Source organism: Streptomyces sp. NPDC012637 (assembly GCF_042954805.1).
In the GTDB taxonomy this organism is placed as follows: domain Bacteria; phylum Actinomycetota; class Actinomycetes; order Streptomycetales; family Streptomycetaceae; genus Streptomyces.
Map to the genome: position 1 here is coordinate 341,250 of NZ_JBIBDS010000010.1, position 20,287 is coordinate 361,536.

Annotated in this window: 21 protein-coding genes; 5 read left to right on the forward strand and 16 right to left on the reverse strand. The window is 72.0% G+C overall.

Annotated elements, in window-relative coordinates; genetic code table 11:
* Nucleotides 1–5: 5 nt before the first annotated feature.
* A complete protein-coding gene (locus ACFY8W_RS34565) occupies nt 6–1,268 on the reverse strand; it encodes a helix-turn-helix domain-containing protein (protein WP_391114136.1) in 1,263 nt (420 codons plus the stop codon).
* Between the two features lie 90 nt (nt 1,269–1,358).
* Between ACFY8W_RS34565 and ACFY8W_RS34570 the strand changes: the two genes are divergently transcribed.
* Both ACFY8W_RS34570 and ACFY8W_RS34575 read left to right on the forward strand, forming a co-directional pair.
* The gene (locus ACFY8W_RS34570) at nt 1,359–1,496 is read left to right on the forward strand and encodes a hypothetical protein (RefSeq protein WP_391114139.1); all 138 of its coding nucleotides are present in this window, start codon (nt 1,359–1,361) and stop codon (nt 1,494–1,496) included.
* A 151-nt stretch (nt 1,497–1,647) separates the two neighbouring features.
* Nucleotides 1,648–2,337: a DUF4232 domain-containing protein gene (locus ACFY8W_RS34575; RefSeq protein WP_391114142.1), complete on the forward strand. Its 690-nt coding sequence runs from the start codon at nt 1,648–1,650 to the stop codon at nt 2,335–2,337.
* A gap of 3 nt (nt 2,338–2,340) precedes the next feature.
* On the opposite strand, the gene ACFY8W_RS34580 is transcribed toward ACFY8W_RS34575, so the two are convergent.
* The 7 genes from ACFY8W_RS34580 to ACFY8W_RS34610 all read right to left on the reverse strand — a co-directional run bounded on the left by ACFY8W_RS34580 (nt 2,341) and on the right by ACFY8W_RS34610 (nt 9,238).
* On the reverse strand, nt 2,341–2,613 hold the full coding sequence (locus ACFY8W_RS34580) for a dsRBD fold-containing protein (protein ID WP_391114248.1): 273 nt from the start codon (nt 2,611–2,613) through the stop codon (nt 2,341–2,343).
* A gap of 159 nt (nt 2,614–2,772) precedes the next feature.
* The gene (hemB, locus tag ACFY8W_RS34585) at nt 2,773–3,774 is read right to left on the reverse strand and encodes a porphobilinogen synthase (RefSeq protein WP_391114145.1); all 1,002 of its coding nucleotides are present in this window, start codon (nt 3,772–3,774) and stop codon (nt 2,773–2,775) included.
* Nucleotides 3,775–3,887: 113 nt separating this feature from the next.
* Nucleotides 3,888–5,558 carry a uroporphyrinogen-III synthase gene (locus tag ACFY8W_RS34590; protein WP_128976751.1) on the reverse strand — a complete coding sequence of 557 codons (1,671 nt, stop codon included), beginning with the start codon at nt 5,556–5,558 and terminating at the stop codon, nt 3,888–3,890.
* Nucleotides 5,555–6,541, reverse strand: coding sequence for a hydroxymethylbilane synthase (hemC, locus tag ACFY8W_RS34595; RefSeq protein ID WP_391114148.1), 987 nt, complete (start codon nt 6,539–6,541; stop codon nt 5,555–5,557). Before hemC ends, ACFY8W_RS34590 begins: the two co-directional genes overlap by 4 nt.
* Nucleotides 6,538–7,893 (reverse strand): glutamyl-tRNA reductase, encoded by a 1,356-nt coding sequence (locus ACFY8W_RS34600; protein ID WP_391114151.1) that lies wholly within the window; start codon nt 7,891–7,893, stop codon nt 6,538–6,540. The genes hemC and ACFY8W_RS34600 overlap by 4 nt, the downstream gene beginning before the upstream one ends.
* Nucleotides 7,890–8,675, reverse strand: a complete 786-nt coding sequence (locus ACFY8W_RS34605) for a redox-sensing transcriptional repressor Rex (protein ID WP_391114154.1) — start codon at nt 8,673–8,675, stop codon at nt 7,890–7,892. The genes ACFY8W_RS34600 and ACFY8W_RS34605 overlap by 4 nt, the downstream gene beginning before the upstream one ends.
* A 272-nt stretch (nt 8,676–8,947) precedes the next feature.
* Nucleotides 8,948–9,238: a glutaredoxin family protein gene (locus ACFY8W_RS34610; RefSeq protein WP_391114156.1), complete on the reverse strand. Its 291-nt coding sequence runs from the start codon at nt 9,236–9,238 to the stop codon at nt 8,948–8,950.
* 108 nt (nt 9,239–9,346) lie between these two features.
* On the opposite strand from ACFY8W_RS34610, the gene ACFY8W_RS34615 reads away from it, so the two are divergent.
* The 3 genes from ACFY8W_RS34615 to ACFY8W_RS34625 all read left to right on the forward strand — a co-directional run bounded on the left by ACFY8W_RS34615 (nt 9,347) and on the right by ACFY8W_RS34625 (nt 13,069).
* Entirely contained in the window at nt 9,347–10,294 is a 948-nt protein-coding gene (locus ACFY8W_RS34615) for an HAD-IB family hydrolase (protein WP_391114159.1), read from the forward strand.
* A 452-nt stretch (nt 10,295–10,746) separates the two neighbouring features.
* A complete protein-coding gene (locus ACFY8W_RS34620; RefSeq protein WP_391114161.1) occupies nt 10,747–11,562 on the forward strand; it encodes an ECF subfamily RNA polymerase sigma factor, BldN family in 816 nt (271 codons plus the stop codon).
* A gap of 313 nt (nt 11,563–11,875) precedes the next feature.
* Nucleotides 11,876–13,069, forward strand: a complete 1,194-nt coding sequence (locus ACFY8W_RS34625) for a DUF5667 domain-containing protein (RefSeq protein WP_391114163.1) — start codon at nt 11,876–11,878, stop codon at nt 13,067–13,069.
* Nucleotides 13,070–13,127: 58 nt separating this feature from the next.
* Here the strand turns inward: ACFY8W_RS34625 and ACFY8W_RS34630 are convergent, their stop codons facing one another.
* From ACFY8W_RS34630 to ACFY8W_RS34665, 8 genes are all read right to left on the reverse strand, one after another.
* Nucleotides 13,128–14,138, reverse strand: coding sequence for a 1-acyl-sn-glycerol-3-phosphate acyltransferase (locus ACFY8W_RS34630; protein ID WP_391114166.1), 1,011 nt, complete (start codon nt 14,136–14,138; stop codon nt 13,128–13,130).
* Between the two features lie 14 nt (nt 14,139–14,152).
* Nucleotides 14,153–15,205, reverse strand: coding sequence for an NAD-dependent epimerase/dehydratase family protein (locus ACFY8W_RS34635; protein WP_391114168.1), 1,053 nt, complete (start codon nt 15,203–15,205; stop codon nt 14,153–14,155).
* A gap of 147 nt (nt 15,206–15,352) precedes the next feature.
* Nucleotides 15,353–15,451, reverse strand: coding sequence for a 30S ribosomal protein bS22 (locus ACFY8W_RS34640; RefSeq protein ID WP_003948845.1), 99 nt, complete (start codon nt 15,449–15,451; stop codon nt 15,353–15,355).
* A gap of 163 nt (nt 15,452–15,614) precedes the next feature.
* Entirely contained in the window at nt 15,615–15,824 is a 210-nt protein-coding gene (locus ACFY8W_RS34645) for a helix-turn-helix domain-containing protein (protein WP_046910004.1), read from the reverse strand.
* Nucleotides 15,825–15,950: 126 nt separating this feature from the next.
* Nucleotides 15,951–16,766 (reverse strand): phosphatase, encoded by an 816-nt coding sequence (locus ACFY8W_RS34650; protein ID WP_391114172.1) that lies wholly within the window; start codon nt 16,764–16,766, stop codon nt 15,951–15,953.
* A 335-nt stretch (nt 16,767–17,101) separates the two neighbouring features.
* A complete protein-coding gene (locus ACFY8W_RS34655) occupies nt 17,102–18,277 on the reverse strand; it encodes an acetoin utilization protein AcuC (RefSeq protein ID WP_391114175.1) in 1,176 nt (391 codons plus the stop codon).
* Nucleotides 18,246–19,466: an MFS transporter gene (locus ACFY8W_RS34660; protein WP_391114178.1), complete on the reverse strand. Its 1,221-nt coding sequence runs from the start codon at nt 19,464–19,466 to the stop codon at nt 18,246–18,248. Before ACFY8W_RS34660 ends, ACFY8W_RS34655 begins: the two co-directional genes overlap by 32 nt.
* A gap of 66 nt (nt 19,467–19,532) precedes the next feature.
* Nucleotides 19,533–20,180, reverse strand: a complete 648-nt coding sequence (locus tag ACFY8W_RS34665) for an HAD-IA family hydrolase (RefSeq protein WP_391114181.1) — start codon at nt 20,178–20,180, stop codon at nt 19,533–19,535.
* Nucleotides 20,181–20,287: the final 107 nt, after the last annotated feature.

Here is a 20,287-nt window from a genome sequence, read left to right on the forward strand (position 1 = left end):
CTGTTTCACTGCCTGACCCACTCGCCCTTGTCGGGCCAGTAGCCGTACGTCGGCCGGCCTTCCGTCGCGCTGGTACGGAACGGCTCCCCGCCGTCGTCGACCCGGATCCGGCCCTTCTCGTCGCCGCTGCTCCAGTCCAGCTCCAGGTACCAGGAGGCGGCGTGCTGCTCGGTGTGCACGTCCAGGTTGAGCACCTGGGGATCGCCGGTGGCGACCTTGTAGGGGAAGTCCTTCGCCGGCACCACGCGGTCCCCGTCCTGTCCGGCGACCGGCTTCACGTACGGGCGGGGTGCGTCGAGGTCGACGTCGAAGGTCTGCGGGGTGATCCCGCTGCCGCAGCCGTCGCCCATCGAGTACGCGGCACGGTCGAGGGGCTCGTGCCGTTCCACGACCCGCACGTGGAGCTTGCCGAGCACCACGGGCGCCTGGGTGCGGCCGGTGACGGTGAGCTGGAGCTGCATGTGCCCGCCGTCGATTCCGCCCATCGAGCGGCCCCAGCTCCGGGTGTCCTGGGGCGGGGGCGGCGGCGGGACGTGGCCGGGGTCCTGGTCGAGCAGGAAGTACTGGCCACAGGGCTCGGCCCAGTTGTACGAGCTGATGCCGACGCTCAGGGGCGCGGGTGCCGTGGTGGCGGGCGCGGCGCCTGCGCCGTCTTCCGGTGCGGCGTCACCGACGCGTCCCACGAGGTAGGCGCCGGGCACGGCGAGGACGACGACCGCGGCGGCGGCGACGGCGCCCTTGAGGCGGGTACGGGAGGGTCCGGAGGGCCCGCCTGATCCGGTGGGCCGGCCTGACCCGCCGGGCCTGTCGGTGACGAGCAGGCCGGGCTCGGGCTCGGCGGACGAGGGCTCAGAGGGCGCGGGCGCGGCGCCCCGCTGCTCCGGCGAGGCCGGCACGGCGGGCGCGGCCGTCACGGCGCGCCCACCCGGCGCGGCAGACCCACCCGGCTCGGCGGGCCGGGCCGGCCCGCCCTGCGCTGCCGGCCCGGCCTCCGCTGCCGGTCCGGCCGGCTCGGTCTTCCCTCTCTTCCGCGCGTCGTCGGCGACGATCCAGGCGCGGTGCAGCTCGATGAGCTCGTCGCGGGAGGCCCCGCAGAGCCGCCCGAGCCTCTCGACCGGCGCGAATTCGGCCGGAACGGCGTCGCCGTTGCAGTAGCGGTGGAGCGTGGAGGTGCTGACGTGCAGCCGCCTGGCCAGTGCCCCGTAACTGAGCCCGGATCGCTCCTTCAAGCCCCTCAGCAGTCCGGCGAGGCCGTTCGCCGCATCCATCGGATCCCCCGTTCCGCATCCCAGCCAAGCATTCCAGGGAACGGTCGTTTCCCCAGGTCACAGCAGGTGAAGGCGTTCCACCGTCCCCCATTGTCCCGTGTCGATTGCGGGTGGATCACCCCGGCCCGCAAGCTCTCAGCCATGCCGGACAGCCGCGTCACCGACGCAGTGGCCGCGATGGTGCTGATCGTCTGCACCGCGGTCGTGATCGCTCTGCTCAACCGCTGACGTTCCGATCAGCCACCACTGACCTCCAGCTCGACTAGCCCGACTCGCTCGACCAGCCCGACTAGCCCGACTAGCCCGACTCGCTCGACTTGCCCGACTCGCTCGACCAGCACTGACACCGACCGACACACACCACCACGGGGAACCCACCATGCGCATCGTCGCCCGCCGTCTCGCCCTGCCCGCCGCCGCCCTCGCGGCGGCCCTCGCCCTCACCGCCTGCCAGTCGGACGACACCCCGGCGGCGTCGCCGAAGGCACCGGACGCGTCGGCGTCGGCGACCCCGACGTCACCGACATCGCCGACGTCCCCCACGACCGGAGCGGCCCCGACGACCGAGGCCGCTGCCACGCCGACGAAGGCGCCCGCCCCCAGGCCCAGCTCCGGGAAGGCGACCGCCAGGCCCACCACGCCCGCCGGGCCCGTCACGCCCGCGAAGACCGTCACCTGCACGGCGGCGAACACGAAGATCGTGGCGAGCAAGGTGAGCCGCCCCGTCAACCACCTGCTGCTGACCGTCACCAACGTCGGCGGCCGCCCCTGCAACGCCCTGAACGCGCCGGTCGTCGGCTTCGACGACCCCCAGGCGCCGATCACGGTCGTGGAGGACAGCAAGCCGCAGGCCGTCGTCACCCTGGCCCCGGGCGAGTCCGGCTACGCGTCGGTGATCCTCACCGGAGAGCCCGGCCCGGACACCAACGGGCGCACCGTGAAGAAGATCCGGGTGTACCTGACCGGGGACAGCGGCACGACGGTGACGGCGCCGAGCGGCACGTTCGCCGACGACGGCGCCGCCGTGTCGTACTGGCAGCGATCCCTCGAGGACGCCCTCACGTACTGAGGGTCACCGGTGGATGGGGTGGGAGGTCCGCCCCGACGCCTCGTCGATCTCGACGTGCGCCTTCTGCAGCATCTGCGAGGCGATGTCCATCAGCGCGCGGGCGCCGGCGATCTCCTCGCCGACCCGCAGCTGCTCCGGGTCGGACGGGTGGCGATTGGCGTTGCCGTGGCCGCGCATCTCGGTGCCGTCCGTGAGCCGCACCATCGCCGCGGCCCGCGTCCGGTCGCCCTCTTCCTTGAATTCCATCTCGACGTGCCAGCCGACAAGTGTGTTCATCATGAGGACCACCTCCAGAGAGGTACCTGTCGGGTACCTCTCCAGGGTGCATCCCAGGGCGGCCAGTCCGCGCGCCCAGAGCCCGACCGGACCCGCTGAGAAGCCCGACCGGACCCGCCTGGGACCCGCCGGGACCCGCGGGGCCCGTCGGAGCGCGTCTCAGAGGCCGCGGGAGAGCTTCTGGGCGACCTCGGTGGCCCAGTAGGTGAGGATCAGCTGGCCGCCGGCCCGGCGGATGCCGGTGAGGGTCTCGAAGATCGCCTTGTCGCGGTCGATCCAGCCCTTCTCCGCCGCCGCCTCGACCATCGCGTACTCACCGCTGATCTGGTACGCGGCGACCGGCACGTCCACCGACTCCGCGACCTTGGCCAGGATGTCGAGGTAGGGCCCGGCGGGCTTCACCATGACCATGTCCGCGCCCTCCTCCAGGTCGAGGGCGAGCTCCCGCATCGACTCGCGCACGTTCGCGGGGTCCTGCTGGTACGTCTTGCGGTCGCCGGTGAGGGAGGAGCCGACCGCCTCACGGAAGGGCCCGTAGAAGGCGGAGGAGTACTTCGCGGTGTACGCGAGGATCGACACGTCCTCCTTGCCGATGGTGTCCAGGGCGTCGCGGATGACGCCGACCTGGCCGTCCATCATCCCGGAGGGGCCGACGACGTGGACGCCGGCGTCGGCCTGGACCTGGGCCATCTCGGCGTACCGCTCCAGGGTGGCGTCGTTGTCGACGCGGCCGTCGGCGTCCAGGACACCGCAGTGTCCGTGGTCGGTGTACTCGTCGAGGCACAGGTCGGACATGATCACGAGGTCGTCGCCCACCTCGGCCCTCACGTCCCGGATGGCGACCTGGAGGATGCCGTCCGGGTCGGTGCCCGCCGTGCCGGCGGCGTCCTTCTTCGCGTCCTCGGGCACGCCGAAGAGCATGATCCCGGAGACGCCGGCCTCCACCGCCTCCACGGCGGCCTTGCGCAGGGTGTCCCGCGAGTGCTGCACGACGCCGGGCATCGCGGTGATCGGCACGGGCTCGGTGACGCCCTCCCGCACGAACGCGGGCAGGATCAGATCGGCCGGATGCAGCCGCGTCTCCGCGACCATCCGCCGCATGGCAGGCGTCGTCCGCAGCCGCCGCGGCCGCGCCCCGGGAAAGCTTCCGTACGAGTTCATGCCCCGAGGCTACGCCCGCGCGGCCCCTGCCCTTACCGACGCCCTGTGGGCATGCGCGCGGGGCGCGGGCCCTCGGAAGGACCCGCGCCCCGCGCGTACGGCGGCTGCGGCCGCTACGTCGTCCGGCGCCTCCGGGCGCCCGGGCGCCGCTCGCTCGGACGCGTCACCGGGTCACCGGCCTCCAGGGCCGCGGCGCGGCGACGCAGGCCGAACTCGGCCAGGGCCTCGGCCAGCTTGTGCACGGACGGCTCCGGCGACAGGACGTCGACCCGCAGGCCGTGCTCCTCCGCGGTCTTCGCGGTCGCGGGGCCGATGCAGGCGATCACCGTCACGTTGTGCGGCTTGCCGGCGATGCCGACGAGGTTCCGCACGGTGGACGACGAGGTGAAGAGAACGGCGTCGAAGCCGCCGCCCTTGATCGCCTCGCGGGTGTCCGCCGGCGGCGGCGAGGCGCGCACGGTGCGGTAGGCGGTGACGTCGTCGACCTCCCAGCCGAGCTCGATGAGGCCCGCGACGAGCGTCTCGGTGGCGATGTCGGCGCGCGGCAGGAAGACGCGGTCGATCGGGTCGAAGACCGGGTCGTACGGCGGCCAGTCCTCCAGGAGGCCGGCCGCGGACTGCTCACCGCTCGGCACCAGGTCGGGCTTCACTCCGAAGTCGACGAGCGCGGCCGCGGTCTGCTCGCCCACCGCCGCGACCTTGATCCCGGCGAAGGCGCGGGCGTCGAGCCCGTACTCCTCGAACTTCTCGCGGACGGCCTTGACGGCGTTGACCGAGGTGAAGGCGATCCACTCGTAGCGGCCGGTGACCAGGCCCTTGACCGCCCGCTCCATCTGCTGCGGGGTGCGCGGCGGCTCGACGGCGATCGTCGGCACCTCGTGCGGCACCGCGCCGTACGAACGCAGCTGGTCGGAGAGCGACGCGGCCTGCTCCTTGGTGCGCGGCACGAGCACCCGCCAGCCGAACAGCGGCTTGGACTCGAACCACGCGAGCTGGTCGCGCTGCGCGGGGGCGCTGCGCTCGCCGACCACGGCTATCACCGGCCGGTGGCCCTCGGGCGAGGGGAGCACCTTGCCCTGCTTGAAGACCTGGGCGATCGTCCCGAGGGTGGCCGTCCAGGTGCGCTGCCGGGTGGTGGTTCCCGCGATGGTCACGGTGAGCGGGGTGTCCGGCTTACGGCCTGCCGCCACCAGCTCGCCGGCCGCGGCGGCGACCGAGTCCAGGGAGGTGGACACGACGACCGTGCCGTCGGACGCGCCGACCTCGGCCCAGCACCGGTCGTCGGCGGTGCGGGCGTCGACGAAGCGCACGTCGGTGCCCTGGGCGTCGCGCAGCGGCACACCGGCGTACGCGGGCACGCCGACGGCGGTGGCGACGCCGGGGACGACCTCGAAGGGGATGCCGGCGGAGGCGCAGGCGAGCATCTCCTGGCCCGCGTTGCCGTCGAGGCCGGGGTCGCCGGTCACCGCACGGACGACCCGCTTGCCGCCCCGCGCGGCCTCCATGACAAGATTGGTCGCATCCCTCAACACGGGGACACCGACGGTTGTTGACGCCTCGTCGACAACCGTCAGCTCAGGCGTGCTCACGCCCGCGCGCGCATGGCCGCGGACGACTTCGAGCACCTCCGGCTCGGCGATCAGGACGTCCGCGCCTGCCAGGGCTTCGACGGCCCGGAGCGTCAGCAGTCCGGGGTCGCCGGGGCCGGCTCCGAGGAAGGTGACGTGACCGTGGCCGGGGAAGGCGGCGGACGCGGGGCTGGTGGTCGGGCTGGTGGGGCTCAAAGTGCTCGCTCCCCCATAAGACCGGCCGCACCCTTGGCGAGCATCTCGTCCGCGAGTTCGCGTCCGAGTGCCACCGCCTCGTCGTAGGAGGTGGGTACGGGACCGGTGGTGGACAGCTGCACCAGCGTGGAACCGTCGGTGGTGCCGACGACGCCGCGCAGGCGCATCTCGGTGACAACCTGCCCGTGACCGGGGCCGTCGGCCAGAAGGTCGGCCAGCGCACCCACGGGTGCGGAGCAGCCGGCCTCCAGGGCGGCGAGCAGGGATCGCTCGGCGGTCACGGCGGCCCGCGTGAGCGGGTCGTCGAGCTCGGCGAGCGCGGAGACGAGGTCGGCGTTCGACGCCGGACACTCGACGGCCAGGGCCCCCTGGCCAGGGGCGGGAAGGACCGCGTCGACCGACAGGGGGTCGACCGACAGGGAGCCGGTCAGCTCCTCGGTCCCGCCGATGCGGTTGAGTCCGGCCGCGGCGAGGACCACCGCGTCGAGCTCTCCCTTGCGTACGTAGCCGACCCGGGTGTCGATGTTGCCTCGGATCGGTACGGTCTCGATGGTCAGGCCGTGGCTGCGCGCGTACGCGTTGAGCTGGGCCATGCGACGCGGGGAGCCGGTGCCGACGCGTGCGCCGGCCGGCAGCGCGTCCAGGGTGACGCCCTGCCGGGCGACGAGGACGTCGCGCGGGTCCTCGCGGCGGGGGATCGCGGCCAGCACCAGGTCGGGGTGCTGGGCGGTCGGCAGGTCCTTGAGGGAGTGCACGGCGAAGTCGACCTCGCCGGCGAGCAGCGCGTCGCGCAGCGCGGCGACGAACACGCCGGTGCCGCCGATCTGCGCGAGGTGCTCGCGCGAGGTGTCCCCGTACGTCGTGATCTCCACGAGCTCGACGGGCCGGCCGGTCACCTGCCGGACGGCGTCGGCCACATGTCCGGACTGGGCCATGGCGAGCTTGCTGCGCCTGGTCCCGAGCCTCAGTGCCCTCTCGGTCATACTCGCCCTCGGTTCTTGACGTCGCCGTCGTTTCGGTCGGCCCGGCTGACAGAGGCAACCGTCTCCGGGTCGAGGTCGAAGAGTGTCCGCAGTGCGTCCGCGTACCCGGCGCCGCCGGGCTCGCTGGCGAGCTGCTTGACGCGCACGGTGGGCGCGTGCAGGAGCTTGTCGACCACCCGGCGCACGGTCTGGGTGATCTCGGCGCGCTGCTTGTCGTCGAGGCCGGGCAGCCGGCCTTCCAGCCGGGCGACCTCGCCGGCGACCACGTCGGCGGCCATGGCGCGCAGGGCGACCACGGTCGGCGTGATGTGGGCGGCGCGCTGGGCTGCGCCGAAGGCGGCGACCTCGTCGGAGACGATGCCGCGCACCTGGTCGACGTCGGCGGCCATGGGCGCGTCGGCGGAGGCTTCGGCGAGCGATTCGATGTCGACGAGCCGGACGCCGGGCATCCGGTGGGCGGCGGCGTCGATGTCGCGGGGCATCGCGAGGTCGAGCAGGTAGAGGGGCCGGTCGCGGCCCTGCAGGGCGGTCTCGACGGCCTCGCCGGTGAGGACGAGGCCTGTGGCGCCGGTGCAGGAGACGACGACGTCGGCACGTGTCAGTTCGTCGCCGACGGCAACCATCTCGACCGCGCGTGCGGCCACGCCCGTGCCACCGGGCTCGGTGAGGATCTCGACGAGCCGGTCGGCGCGGGGCGCGGTGCGGTTGGCGACGACGATCTCGGCGACGCCGGCCCGGGCGAGGGTGGCGGCGGCGAGCGAGGACATGGAGCCGGCGCCGATGACGAGCGCGCGCTTGCCCTTTGCCCAGTCCGCGACGTCCGTGCCGTCGGCCAGCTGCTCGAGGCCGAAGGTGACGAGCGACTGGCCGGCCCGGTCGATGCCGGTCTCGCTGTGGGCGCGCTTGCCGACCCGCAGGGCCTGCTGGAACAGGTCGTTCAGGAGGCGTCCCGCGGTGTGCAGCTCCTGGCCGACCGCGAGGGCGTCCTTGATCTGGCCGAGGATCTGGCCCTCGCCGACGACCATGGAGTCCAGGCCGCAGGCCACCGAGAAGAGGTGGTGGACGGCCCGGTCCTCGTAGTGCACGTAGAGATAAGGGGTGAGCTCTTCGAGGCCGACGCCGCTGTGCTGGGCGAGCAGCGTGGACAGCTCGGCGACTCCGGCGTGGAACTTGTCCACGTCGGCGTAGAGCTCGATGCGGTTGCAGGTGGCCAGGACGGCGCCTTCGGCGGCCGGTTCGGCGGCGAGGGTGTCGTGGAGCAGCTTGGACCGGGCGTCCGGGGAGAGGGAGGCCCGCTCCAGGACGCTGACGGGGGCGCTGCGGTGGCTGAGGCCGACGACGAGGAGGCTCATGCCGGCATCACCGCGGGCATGTCCCCGTCAGGTCCCTTGCGGCTCGTGTCCTCGGCGGCACGGGCGGCCGGCGGTACGACGGCGGTCTCGGCGCCCTCGCCGGCTTCGGCGCCCGGCTCCTCGCCGGCCTTGCGCTGCTCGTGGAAGGCGAGGATCTGCAGTTCGATGGAGAGGTCGACCTTGCGCACGTCCACGCCGTCGGGCACGGAGAGGACGGTCGGCGCGAAGTTGAGGATCGAGGTCACACCGGCGGCCACGAGCCGGTCGCAGACCTGCTGGGCGACGCCGGCCGGGGTCGCGATGACGCCGATGGAGACGCCGTCCTCGCTGATGATCTTCTCGAGGTCGTCGCTGTGCTGCACGGGGATGCCGGCGACCGGCTTGCCGGTCATGGCGGGGTCGGCGTCGATCAGCGCGGCGACACGGAAGCCACGGGAGGCGAAGCCGCCGTAGCCGGCGAGCGCGGCGCCGAGGTTACCGATGCCGACGATGACGACCGGCCAGTCCTGGGTCAGGCCGAGTTCGCGGGAGATCTGGTAGACGAGGTACTCGACGTCGTAGCCGACGCCGCGCGTCCCGTACGAGCCGAGGTAGCTGAAGTCCTTGCGCAGCTTGGCGGAGTTGACCCCCGCCGCGGACGCGAGCTCTTCCGAGGAGACCGTGGGTACGGAGCGCTCCGACAGTGCCGTGAGGGCACGCAGATACAGCGGAAGGCGGGCGACGGTGGCCTCGGGAATTCCTCGGCTACGGGTCGCCGGTCGGTGAGTTCGGCCAGTTGCCACGGTGCTCCTGCGGGATGAGCGGGGCTGCAGGCGGCCGTGTGTCCCAGGACCGCCCCGTCGAATGCAGGCTATGTCTTTGTGAACGCGTGCACAAAGATGGTGTCCGTTTTGTCTGCCCAAAGTGACCGGGGTCACGCGGCCGGATCGCGACGGTACGGAACCGCCGACGGCCTCAGAGCGTTGGGAACCCGAAGGGGGCAAAACCGCACACTCTCCTTACGACGCCGCCCCCGAAACCCAACAAAACGTCCACGATGGTAACCGCCTTTCGGTCAGGCACCCAGTTCACGCCGGAGCCGCCCGGCGTCCACACGCCAGAAGGTGTGCTGCTCCCCGTCGACCAGAACGACCGGGATCTGCTCCCAGTACGCGCGGTACAGCTCCTCGTCCTGGGTGATGTCCTTCTCCTCCCAGAGTGCTCCCGTCTCGGCGCAGACGGCCTCGATCACCGCCCTGGCGTCGTCGCACAGATGACACCCCGGCCTGCCGATCAGCGTCACCGTGCGCGGACCGCTCTCCCGCGGAGCGCTCTTCTTCCTCGTACGTCCGAACATGCCGTCCATTCTGCGGCCCGGACGGCGCGGCCCGGGTAACAAAGGAGTCCGCCACTGTTCACACCACGGCATCCTCACAAGTCGGGAAGTACCGAACAGACTGGCTATGCTCACCGCATGGCCCCTCCCGGATGGCTCACCCCCCGTAGGCGCTCCGCCACCGCGCGCAGCGTCCTGGCAGGCGAGGCCGCCGCGGAGGCGGCGCGCAAGACCTCCCAGCAGCTCGAACAGGAGCGGGAAGAGGCCTCCGCCGCCGAAACCGAGGCCGCGGAGCCGGAGTTCCCCGTCGTCGGCGACACCCGGGCCGCCGCCTTCTTCGACCTCGACAACACCGTCATGCAGGGCGCCGCGATCTTCCACTTCGGCCGCGGCCTGTACAAGCGGAAGTTCTTCCAGCGCCGCGAACTCGCCCGGTTCGCCTGGGCGCAGGTCTGGTTCCGGCTGGCCGGCGTCGAGGACCCCGAGCACATGCAGGAGGCCCGCGACAGCGCCCTGTCCATCGTCAAGGGCCACCGCGTCTCCGAACTGATGTCGATCGGCGAGGAGATCTACGACGAGTACATGGCCGACCGCATCTGGCCCGGCACCCGCGCCCTGGCCCAGGCGCACCTGGACGCCGGGCAGAAGGTCTGGCTGGTGACCGCCGCCCCGGTCGAGACCGCCACGATCATCGCCCGCCGCCTCGGCCTCACGGGCGCCCTCGGCACGGTCGCCGAGTCGGTCGACGGCGTCTACACGGGCAAGCTGGTCGGCGAGCTGCTGCACGGCCCCGCCAAGGCCGAGGCCGTGCGCGCGCTGGCCGCCGCCGAGGGCCTGGACCTCGCGCGCTGCGCCGCGTACAGCGACTCGCACAACGACATCCCGATGCTCTCGCTGGTGGGCCACCCGTACGCGGTCAATCCGGACACCAAGCTGCGCAGGCACGCCCGGGACCGCGACTGGCGGCTGCGCGACTACCGCACCGGCCGCAAGGCGGCCAAGGTCGGCATCCCCGCCGCCGCGGGCGTCGGAGCCCTCGCCGGGGGCACCGCCGCCGCGCTCGCGCTGCACCGCCGCCGCCGCTGAGCCGGCCCGGCGCGCCGACGGTCTCCGCGATTTCCGCGAACGGATTTACCGATCATGCCGATACGTTTCGGCTGCGATCGGCGGAGACAACCCGCGACCAGCGGCCCTCACCCGTCCGTGGTCGAACACCCCCCGCACACCGCGCGCCCCGGGCATTCCGCACTCCCTACCCGGCAGCGGCCCCGGTCACTCCCCTCTACCGCACTTGAGCACAAGCGGGCCCCCGGTTGATCACAGTCGGAAGCAATCCGATCAACAACCGGTCATCAAGTGCGAGTGATCACGACCACAAGCAGTAACAGATAAGACTGAATCGATGATTTGAGCAACTGGGTGTAGCGCTGCCTGTACTAAGCGTTATTCTCCTCAGACGCACGACGGACCCACACTTCGCCACCATGAGTGAACGGTCCCGCACTGCACGTGATGGAAGCTCTGCCTCTGGGAGTCCCGTGTACCCACACGTCGGGGTTGACGCCTCGGGCCTGGCTACGCTGCGCGCAACGGTCCTCGACCACTTGCGCGGCTTCGTCCCCACCGCGTACGCCGGTCCCGTCCCCGCTTTCGGCGGACCGGCCTTCGCCGGATCCGCCTTCGCCGGGCCGGCACCCGCCGGTCCTTGCTATGCCCTGGCCGAAAGCGGCGCCGCCGTCGGCAGACGCGGCACCCGGGGCGGCGCCGGCACCTCGACCACCGCCCGCCGGCCCACCGCGGACAGCGACAGCGCCCGGATGATGGACCTGGTCGAGCGCGCCCAGGCCGGCGAGGCCGAGGCCTTCGGCCGGCTCTACGACCAGTACAGCGACACGGTCTACCGCTACATCTACTACCGCGTCGGCGGCAAGGCGACGGCGGAGGACCTCACCAGTGAGACGTTCCTGCGCGCCCTGCGCCGGATCTCCACCTTCACCTGGCAGGGCCGCGACTTCGGCGCCTGGCTCGTCACCATCGCCCGCAACCTCGTCGCGGACCACTTCAAGTCGAGCCGTTTCCGCCTGGAGGTCACCACCGGCGAGATGCTCGACGCCAACGAGGTCGAGCGCAGCCCCGAGGACTCCGTCCTCGAGTCCCTCTCCAACGCCGCCCTCCTCGACGCCGTCCGTCGCCTGAACCCGCAGCAGCAGGAGTGCGTCACGCTCCGCTTCCTCCAGGGCCTGTCGGTCGCCGAGACCGCCCGGGTCATGGGCAAGAACGAGGGAGCGATCAAGACCCTCCAGTACCGGGCCGTGCGCACCCTGGCCCGCCTCCTCCCGGACGACGCCCGCTGAGCGCTGCGCGCCCCCCACACGCGCCGCCGCCACCCGCCCCGTCGTCGCCGGCACCGCAGTCCCCGCACGCCCTCTTCTCCCCCGTCCCCACCTTCCCCGCTCAACTCACAGTCGGTGACGCCTCGATGACGCACTGGTCCGATCATCTTTCGCGCGTAACCCAAGTGCCGCGCCGCTCGTTGTGCGAAATGCAGGCTCCCTGTGGTCACGCCATGTCCACTTCCACTCACTCTTTCGTGTGGATGCGTTCAAGGTGTGCAACCTTCCGAACCCCTCGGGGAGTCGACCGTCATGACGAGAGGAGGTGCCGCCAGTGATCGCGAACGTTTCGGCGCACCGGCGGGCGAACGCCTTCGCCCAGGCCCTGGAGGATCGGACGTCCGAGGGCGCGGCGGCCGAGCAGCCCGAGGCGTCGGCCGAACCGGCCGAGCACGGACGGCTGTTGGCCCTGGCGAACGGTCTCGGCGATCTGCCGAAGCCGGAGATGGACCCCGAGGTCAAGGTGGTGCAGCGAGCCCAGCTCGTCGCCGCCATGGAAGCGATGCTCGCGGAGGGAAGCGCGGCAGGTGGCCCTACGGTGCCGGAGCAGCGGACCGCAGGAGGCAAGGGAGCCCACCGGGCCTCCCCGCTCCGGAAGTTGCGGCCACGCTCCCGCTGGACGAAGGGCCTCGCCGCGGGCGGCCTCACCGTCGGTGTGGCCGCCGGAGCGTTCAGCGGCGTGGCCGCTGCCAGCTCCGACGCACTCCCAGGTGACTCGCTCTACGGCCTCAAGCGCGGGATGGAGGACATCAAGCTGGGGATGGCGGACGACGACGCCGACCGCGGCGGCCTCTACCTCGACCAGGCGTCCACACGCCTGAGCGAGGCCCGCCGGCTGATGGAGCGCGGCCGGGCCGGCGACCTCGACCACGAGTCGCTCGGCGAGATCCGCCGTGTCCTCGACGGCATGAAGCACGACGCCTCCGAGGGCCACCGCCTGCTCCGCCAGGCGTACGAGCGGGACGGCGAGATCGGTCCCATGGCCCGCCTCAACTCCTTCGCCCAGGCGCACCGCGCCACCTGGGACGGGCTTCGTGACCGCCTCCCGGTCCAGCTCACCGACGTGGGCAACGAGGTGAACGACGTCTTCGACGCCATAGACGAAGAGGTCGAGCCGCTCCAGTCCGTCCTCCCGCGCACCCCCGAGCGCGGTTCCATCGGTTCCGGCGGCCCGAGCACGCCGAGAAACACCTCACCGACCACACCTCAGAGCCCCCACAGCTCGTCCGCCACGCCGTCCCACGGCGGCACGCCCACACAGCCGAAGCCCTCGGGCTCGGGCACGGGCGCGCCCCAGGACGAGGGCCTGCTCGGCGGCACCGGCGACCTGCTCAACCCGCCGCAAACGGGCCCGAGCACCGACCCGTCCGGCTCCGAGTCGACCACGCCGGTCCCGGACGTGACGATCCCGCCGATCCTCCCGGGCCTGCTCCCGGGCCTCGGCATCGACAGCAGCGACGCGAGCTAGCGACGCGGGTACGGGGAAGGGGCGCCACCCACCAGGGCGGCGCCCCTTCCCCGTACGGTCAGAAGAACACCGACCTCCGCTGCACCAGCAGCTTGTAGAGGGTGTGCTGGATCTGCTCGCGGACCTGGTCCGTCAGGTTGAACATCAGCATCGGGTCCTCCGCCGCCTCCAGCGGATAGCCGTCCGTCGGGATCGGCTCGCCGAACTGGATCGTCCACTTCGTCGGCAGCGGCAGCGCGCCCAGCGGCCCGAGCCACGGGAAGGTCGGGGTCAGCGGGAAGTACGGCAGACCGAGCACCCGCGCCAGGGTCTTGGCGTTGCCCAGCATCGGGTAGATCTCCTCCGCGCCCACGATCGAGCACGGCACGATCGGCACCCCGGCCCGCAGCGCCGTCGACACGAAGCCGCCGCGCCCGAAGCGCTGCAGCTTGTACCGCTCGGCGAACGGCTTCCCGATGCCCTTGAAGCCCTCCGGCATCACACCGACGATCTCCCCGGCCCGCAGCAGCCTTTCCGCGTCCTCCGCGCACGCCAGGGTGTGCCCCGCCTTGCGGGCCAGCTCGTTCACCACCGGCATCATGAAGACCAGGTCGGCGGCGAGCAGCCGCAGATGACGACCCGCCGGGTGGTGGTCGTGGACGGCGACCTGCATCATCAGGCCGTCGAGCGGCAGCGTTCCCGAGTGGTTGGCCACCACCAGGGCGCCGCCCTCCTTCGGGATGTTGTCGACGCCCTTCACCTCCACCCGGAAGTACTTGTCGTACAGCGGACGGAGCAGCGACATCAGGACCTGGTCGGTGAGCTCCTTGTCGTAGCCGAACTCGTCGACCTCGTAGTCGCCCGTGACCCGCCGCCGCAGGAACGCCAGCCCGCCGGCCAGCCGCCGCTCCCAGCCGCCGGCCGCCGGGGGCGCCGGAGGCGGCGCGGAGGTCGTCTCCTCGACCGGCTGCGGGTCGACCGGCTGCTGCGCCGGCAGCGCCCGTACGGAGGCCTCACCGTCGCTCCTGGTGGGCCTCCGGCGCGCCCGGGACCGGTCGTCGTCGAAGGGGATGACCTTGGCGTCCGCCATCGCGATCTGGGCTCCTATTCCGCGGTCGTGGAGGTCGGTTCGGGCGCGAGCCGCTCGGCGAGCCGGTCCACGGCCCCCGCGAGCAGCTCCGGCGGCAGCAGCCCCGGCCCGCGGCTGTCCGCGAAGGCCGCGAAGGCCTCGGCGGTGGTGTGGCGCGGCGAGAAGCCGAGGGTCTCGCGCATCTGGACGGTCGACACCACCCGGCCGTGGGTGAGGAGCCGGATCTGCTCCGGCGAGAAGTCGGTGACGCCGACCGTACGCAGCGCCTGACCCACCCAGGTGACCGCGGGCAGCAGCACCGGCACCGTCGGCCGCCCGAGCCGCCGGGCGCACTGGGACAGCAGCAGCACGCCGTCGCCGGCGATGTTGAAGGTGCCGCTGTTGAGGGTGGCCCGTCGCGGCTCGCGCGACGCGAGCTCCAGGACGTCGATGACGTCGTCCTCGTGGACGAACTGCAGCCGCGGGTCGTAGCCGAAGACCGTGGGGAGCACCGGCAGATCGAGGTACTCGGCGAGCGGGGAGTCCACCCGCGGCCCGAGGATGTTCGCGAACCGCAGCACGCACACCGCCACGTCCGGACGGCGCCGGGCGAAGCCCCGTACGTACCCCTCGACCTCCACGGCGTCCTTCGCGAAGCCGCCGCTCGGCAGCGACTTCGCCGGCGTCGTCTCGGTGAAGACCGCCGGGTCGCGGGGCGCGGAGCCGTACACGCTCGTGCTGGACTTCACCACGAGCCGCTGGATCCGGGGCGCCTTCTGGCACGCGCCGAGCAGCTGCATGGTGCCGATGACGTTGGTCTCCTTGACCGACGTACGGCCGCCGGAGCCCAGCGCCGTCCCGGTGACGTCCATGTGCACGACGGTGTCCACGTCGTACTGGGCCAGCACCTTGGCGACGGTCGGCTGCCGGATGTCCGCCCGGACGAACTCGGCCGCGCCGAGCGGGTGTGGTGAGGGCACCGCGTCCAGGGCGATCACGCGCTCCACGTCGGGATCCCGCTGGACGCGCCGGACGAATCGCGCACCGAGGTGCCGGGCCGCACCGGTGACGAGCACGACCTTGCCCAAGAGAAGCGCCTTCCGTCGGTCTTCCATCGGTGTTCCGCTGACCGCCACCGTAGCGCCTCCACATTTCGGCGCAATAAAAGCGTGGCCCCTCACCGGAAAACGGTGAAGGGCCACACCTGACGCTGTACGCGGTCGTCGCCGCGTCGCTTACTTCTTGTTGCGACGCTGAACGCGCGTGCGCTTGAGCAGCTTGCGGTGCTTCTTCTTCGCCATCCGCTTACGCCGCTTCTTGATAACAGAGCCCACGACTACCCTCGCTCACTACTCGGAACATCCCCGCGCCAGCGGGGATCGGTGCGGGGCGTCTGGGCCCACACGACCTACGAGGGGCTAGCCTACCGCCCCGAGCGACCGGCTCGTAATCCGAGGGCGGCATTGGGCTTCCGGCCCGTTTCCGGCCGCGCGCCCGCTACGCGGTCGCCACCCCCACGAACGACTCCCTGAGGTATTCGTGCACCGCCTGTTCCGGCACCCGGAAGGACCTGCCCACCCGGATCGCCGGCAGATGACCGCTGTGCACCAAGCGGTACACGGTCATCTTCGAGACGCGCATCACCGAGGCGACCTCCGCCACGGTCAGAAACTTCACCTCGTTGAGAGGCCTGTCGCCAGCAGCCATGACCCACCTGTACCTTCCGCCGCGACGCCCACCGGCTTCCCCTCCGGTGACTCTTCGTCGCCGAGCGCTCACGCCCAGAGTAGGGGCGGGTGGTACGAGTGGGGAAGAGGAGCAGCCATCGGCCGTTTACCGTGACAGACACGCTCGATTGAGTACATAGCGAGTGAGTGGACGGTAGTAGTCCGAGCGCACCCCGTCATCAAGCGGAACGGCGACCGACACCTGCCCCTCCGCCTCTCCCACGAACAACGCGGGATCGTCCGTGTCGGCGAGCCCGATGGCCTCGATACCCAGCTGACCTGCCCCGCAGACCCAGCCGTGGTCCCCGACCACCAGCTCCGGGAGCGGTCCGCCGGCCACGGCCGCGCTCTCCAGGGCCGCCCTAACCGGCAGTGGCGAGTGCGTGTGCGCCCCTGGCTCGCGCCCTGCGGGCGGCAGGTCCGCATCTCGCACCAGCGCGACGCCCCGTACGTAGTCCAGGAGGTGCGTGCGTACGCCGAACCGGGTCGTTATGTCGACACATCTCCCCTGCGCTGGGGTGAGAACAAGACATCCCGCCGCCGACAAAGCGTCTGCGAGCGCGGCGTAGAAACCGAGCAGCCGGTGTGGATGCCCCGTCCCGAAGAGCACCGGAGCCCGCCGCCGCGCCGCCGCCGCGAGCCGCTCCGCGAACGCCGCGAGCGCGCCGAGGGTCCGCTCCGGATCGATCACGTCCGGCCCCGAGCGGTGCGCCGGATCGTCCGACACCCCGCACTTGTCCGCCATCAGCCGCAGCAGTTCACCCTCGTCCCAGCCCCACGCCGGATCGAGCCCGAGCGTCACCCGCGGATCACGAGCGGCGAAGAGCCGATAGCTCCGCAGGCTCACCTCCCGCGAGGTCGCCACGGTCCCGGCCAACCCGGCCGCCAACAGATGCGCCCGCAGCGCCCCGGTACTCAGCACCCTGACGATGCTGCCGGAACGACCCTGCACCGGGGTCGAAACCCGGTTGATGACGCACAGTCGGCGTAACGGCCGCCCCGCCCGTACGAACGGATCGAGCCAGCACCGGATCAGGCCGCGCCGGATCAGGCCGGCAAGCGGGTCGGGCCGGCAAGCGGGTCGGGCCGGCGACCGGGTTGGGACGCCATCAGGTCGGGACGGCCGTCGGGCCGGGACGGCGAGCGGGTCAGGATGGCGAACGGGTCAGCACGACCACGGAGTGCAAGACGGCGAGCAGTCCGGCCAGGCTCCAAGCCAGGCGCCAAGCCAGGCGAGCAGGCCGGCCAGGCGGCCAGTCAGGCGAGCAGTCCACGCAGCGGGAACACCGAACGCCGCGTCGCGAGCACCGCCTGGTCCAGCCGGTCCGCCGGGTCGTAGCCCTCCTCCCAGCCCCGCCAGCCGACCGGCCACCGCCCGTCGGTCATCCGCAGGGGACCCGGCTGCCGCGTCCGCGCGTACACCTCGTCCCGCCACGAGGACGGGATCACCGACTCCGGATCGATCGGGGCGTGCGCCGCGATCCCCACCAGATGCGTCCACGACCGCGGAACGACGTCCACCACCGCGTACCCGCCGCCGCCGAGCGCCACCCAGCGCCCCTCCGCGTACTCGTGCGCCAGCTCGTGACACGCCTCCTGCACCGCCCGCTGCGCGTCCAGCGACACCGCCAGATGCGCCAGCGGATCCTCGAAGTGCGTGTCCGCGCCGTGCTGCGTCACCAGCACCTGCGGCCGGAAGTCGGCGAGCAGTTCCGGCACCACCGAGTGGAACGCCCGCAACCACCCCGCGTCACCGGTCCCCGCCGGCAGCGCCACGTTCACCGCGCTGCCCTCGCCCGGGCCGGCCGCGCCCGTCTCCTCCGGCCAGCCCGTCTGCGGGAACAGCGTCCGGGGATGTTCGTGCAGCGAGATCGTCAGCACCCGCGGATCGTCCCAGAACGCCGCCTGCACCCCGTCCCCGTGATGCACGTCCACGTCCACGTACGCGACCCGCTCCGCGCCCAGCTCGAGCAGCCGCGCTATCGCCAGCGACGCGTCGTTGTAGATGCAGAACCCGGACGCGGCACCCGGCATCGCGTGGTGCAGCCCGCCCGCGAAGTTCACCGCGTGCGCCGCGTCCCCGCGCCACACCGCCTCCGCCGCGCCGACCGACTGGCCGGCGATCAGCGACGACACCTCGTGCATCCCCGCGAAGGCCGGATCGTCCATCGTCCCGAGGCCGTACGCCTGGTCGGCCGACCTCGGGTCCGCCGAGGCCGCCCGCACCGCCGCCACGTAGTCCTCGCGGTGCACGAGCCGCAGCGTCGACTCCCCCGCCGGCTTCGCGGCCACCACGTCCACCGCCCGGTCGAGCCCGTACGCCCGCACCAGACCCATGGTCAGTGCGAGCCGCACCGGATCCATCGGGTGCTCGGGCCCGAAGTCGTACCCGGTGACAGCTTCATCCCACATCAACAGTGCGCGGCCGCTCATGCCCGCCACCGTATCGGGCCTTCGGAGCGCCGAACGACGTGGCATACACCACCGTCACCAGGACCAGCACCATCGGGACGAGCATCGCCCCGCGATAGCTCCACGCGTCGCCCAGCGCACCCACGAGCGGCGATCCGACCAGGAAACCCACGTAGTTGAAGACGTTGAGCCGGGCCACCGCGGCGTCGCTCGCCCCGGGGAAGAGCCGTCCCGCGGCGGCGAAGGTCTGCGGCACGATCACGCTCAGCCCGAGCCCGAGCACCGTGAACCCGGCCATGCCGACCCAGGCCCCCGGAGCCACCGCCACCACCGCGAACCCGAACGCCGAGAGCACCGCACCGGCCCGCACCACCAGCACAGCCCCGAACCGCCGCACCCCGAAGTCCCCGACCGCCCGCCCCAGCAGCGTCGTCACCATGTACGCGTTGTACGGCACGGTCGCCAGCTCCTCCGAGCCGTGCAGCACGTCCTGGAGGTACTTCGCCGACCAGTTGGAGACGGTCGAGTCCCCTATGTACGCGAAGGTCATCACCATGCACAGCGGCAGCAGCACCCGGAAGCCGACCCCGCTCGCCCCGCCCTTGTCCCCTTCCTTCTCCGCCACGCCGACGGGGCCCGGCTCCGCCGCCTCCCCGTCCACGTACCAGCGGCTCCCGACGAACGCGGCCGGCAGCAGCACGGCCACCACGGGGAGGTACGAGGCGAAGAGCGACAGGTGCCAGTGCGCCCCGACCCAGGCGAGCGAGGCACCGGCGATGCCGCCGAGGCTGTACGCGGCGTGGAAGCCGAGCATGATGCTCCGGCCGTACGCCCGCTGGAGGCTCACGCCCAGCATGTTCATGGACGCGTCCAGCGCACCGACGGCCAGCCCGAACACGCCCAGCGCGACGGCCGCCGTCCACAGCTCCGAGCCGGCACCGACGGCGAGCAGCGCCAGGAGGACGACGGACTGGGCCCAGCGCAGCACCACGGAGGGCCCGACCCGTGCCACGAGCCTCTCGGTCCCGACGCTGGACACCCCTGCCAGCACGGGAACCGCGGCGAGGAAGACGGGCAGCAGCCCGTCGGATATCCCGTACCGGTCCTGGATCGCCGGTATTCGGGTCACGAGCAGGGCGAAGGTGACCCCCTGCACGAAGAAACCGACCGCCAGGGATCCCCGCCCACGCCGCAACCGCGCATCCGTCATGGCGGCACAGCGTAGGGCCGGGACCTACTGCTGGGTAGATGGATCACAGACCCAAAAGCCGCAGGATCACAGGCCGAGGACGGAGGGGAGCTCGGTCATGGTCCCGAAGTACCCGGCGGCGCCCGCCAGCTTCGCCTCGGGCGTCATCGCGGTGAACCCGTACACGTCCATCCCGGCCGCGAGCGCGGCCTGCACGCCGAGCCCGCTGTCCTCGACCACCACACAGCGCTCGGGGGCCACGCCCATCCGCTCGGCGGCGTGGAGGAAGAGGTCGGGCGCCGGCTTCCCGCGGCCGACGTCCTCGGCACTGAACACGACCCCCTCCGGGAAGTGGACGTCGAGCCCGGTCTTCCGGTGCCCGACGCGGATCCGCTCATGGCTCCCGGACGACGCCACGCAGTACGGAACGCCTTGCGCGGCAAGCATCTTCAGCACGTCGGCGGCCCCCGCCACGGCCTCCAGCTCCCGCTCGAACGCGGCGAACACCCGCCCGTGGAAGGTCTCGTCGAACTCGGCCGGCAGTCGCTGCCCGCTCCGCTGCTCGACGATCTCGTGGATCCGGTGCATGGCGGACCCCATGTAGTCCCGTACGGACTCCTCGTAGGTGGTGGGATGCCCGAGCTCGGTGAGGTAACCGGCGAGCAGACGGTTCGAGATCGGCTCGCTGTCGACCAGCACGCCGTCGTTGTCGAAGATGACCAGGTCGTATCTCATGAGCCGAGCCTAAACGCAGAAAAGCCCCGCACCATAAGGTGCGGGGCTTTCCCACAATGATTGTTCGGCGGCGTCCTACTCTCCCACAGGGTCCCCCCTGCAGTACC

Excerpts from the sequence above, each read along its gene's own strand:
- ACFY8W_RS34615 (WP_391114159.1), top strand. The coding sequence starts at position 9,347 with ATGGCCCCTCCCGGATGGCTCACCCCCCGTAGGCGCTCCGCCACCGCG.
- ACFY8W_RS34660 (WP_391114178.1), bottom strand. The coding sequence starts at position 19,466 with ATGACGGATGCGCGGTTGCGGCGTGGGCGGGGATCCCTGGCGGTCGGT.
- ACFY8W_RS34580 (WP_391114248.1), bottom strand. The coding sequence starts at position 2,613 with ATGAACACACTTGTCGGCTGGCACGTCGAGATGGAATTCAAGGAAGAG.
- ACFY8W_RS34655 (WP_391114175.1), bottom strand. The coding sequence starts at position 18,277 with ATGAGCGGCCGCGCACTGTTGATGTGGGATGAAGCTGTCACCGGGTAC.
- hemC (WP_391114148.1), bottom strand. The coding sequence starts at position 6,541 with ATGACCGAGAGGGCACTGAGGCTCGGGACCAGGCGCAGCAAGCTCGCC.
- ACFY8W_RS34600 (WP_391114151.1), bottom strand. The coding sequence starts at position 7,893 with ATGAGCCTCCTCGTCGTCGGCCTCAGCCACCGCAGCGCCCCCGTCAGC.
- ACFY8W_RS34645 (WP_046910004.1), bottom strand. The coding sequence starts at position 15,824 with ATGGCTGCTGGCGACAGGCCTCTCAACGAGGTGAAGTTTCTGACCGTG.
- ACFY8W_RS34575 (WP_391114142.1), top strand. The coding sequence starts at position 1,648 with ATGCGCATCGTCGCCCGCCGTCTCGCCCTGCCCGCCGCCGCCCTCGCG.
- hemB (WP_391114145.1), bottom strand. The coding sequence starts at position 3,774 with ATGAACTCGTACGGAAGCTTTCCCGGGGCGCGGCCGCGGCGGCTGCGG.
- ACFY8W_RS34665 (WP_391114181.1), bottom strand. The coding sequence starts at position 20,180 with ATGAGATACGACCTGGTCATCTTCGACAACGACGGCGTGCTGGTCGAC.
- ACFY8W_RS34610 (WP_391114156.1), bottom strand. The coding sequence starts at position 9,238 with ATGGACGGCATGTTCGGACGTACGAGGAAGAAGAGCGCTCCGCGGGAG.
- ACFY8W_RS34565 (WP_391114136.1), bottom strand. The coding sequence starts at position 1,268 with ATGGATGCGGCGAACGGCCTCGCCGGACTGCTGAGGGGCTTGAAGGAG.
- ACFY8W_RS34630 (WP_391114166.1), bottom strand. The coding sequence starts at position 14,138 with ATGGCGGACGCCAAGGTCATCCCCTTCGACGACGACCGGTCCCGGGCG.